At 67.8% G+C, this 835-nt stretch carries 1 protein-coding gene; it reads left to right on the top strand.

The annotated features are described in order from the left end of the window. Positions 1–835 (top strand): LysR family transcriptional regulator (locus EN781_RS33435; RefSeq protein WP_145965825.1); only part of this gene is annotated, 835 nt, incomplete at both ends.

The following is an 835-nucleotide window of genomic DNA, read 5'->3' on the forward strand; positions in this document are numbered from 1 at the left end:
GACAGCAACAGGGCAGCGGCGAAGCTCGGAACCTCGCAGTCGACGCTCAGCCACACGATCAAGGAATTGGAAGCGCGCCTGGGCGTTCGGCTGCTGACGCGCACGACGCGAAGCGTCGCGCCGACCGAGGCGGGCGAGCGGCTCTACCAGTCGCTCGTGCCGCGTTTCGAGGAGATCGAAGCCGACCTGGCAAGCCTGGTGGCCTTTCGCGACAAGCCGTCGGGAACGGTCCGCATCACGCTCTCCGACCACGCGCTGCAGTCGACCGTCTGGCCAAGGCTCGAGCCGGTGCTTCGCGACTATCCCGACCTCAATGTCGAGCTCTACAGCGACAACGGCATGCGCAACATCGTCGAGGAGCGCTTCGATGCCGGCGTGCGGCTCGGCGAGAGCATCGACAAGGACATGATCGCGGTGCGGATCGGCCCGGACTGGCGGCTGGTGGCCGTCGCCTCGCCAGACTATTTCTCCCGCCGCCCGGCGCCCAGGACACCGCAGGATCTGGTCGGGCACGACTGCATCAACCTGCGGCTGACGACGTTCGGAGGCCTCTATGCGTGGGAATTCGCCAAGGGCGGCCGCGACCTCAGGGTCCGGGTGGAGGGCCAACTCACCTTCAACTCGACCATCCCGATGGTCGACGCCGCGATCAGCGGCTCAGGCATCGCCTATGTGCCGGAAAGCCTCGTCAGCCGCCACATCGCCGAGGGGCGCCTGACGCTGGTGCTCGGCGACTGGAGCCCGCCCTTCGCCGGCTATCATCTCTACTATCCGAGCCGGCGGCTGCTCTCGCCGGCATTGGCGGTGATCGTCGACGCCCCGCGGCACCCGAGGT

The organism is Mesorhizobium sp. M4A.F.Ca.ET.090.04.2.1 (assembly GCF_003999085.1).
GTDB lineage: Bacteria > Pseudomonadota > Alphaproteobacteria > Rhizobiales > Rhizobiaceae > Mesorhizobium.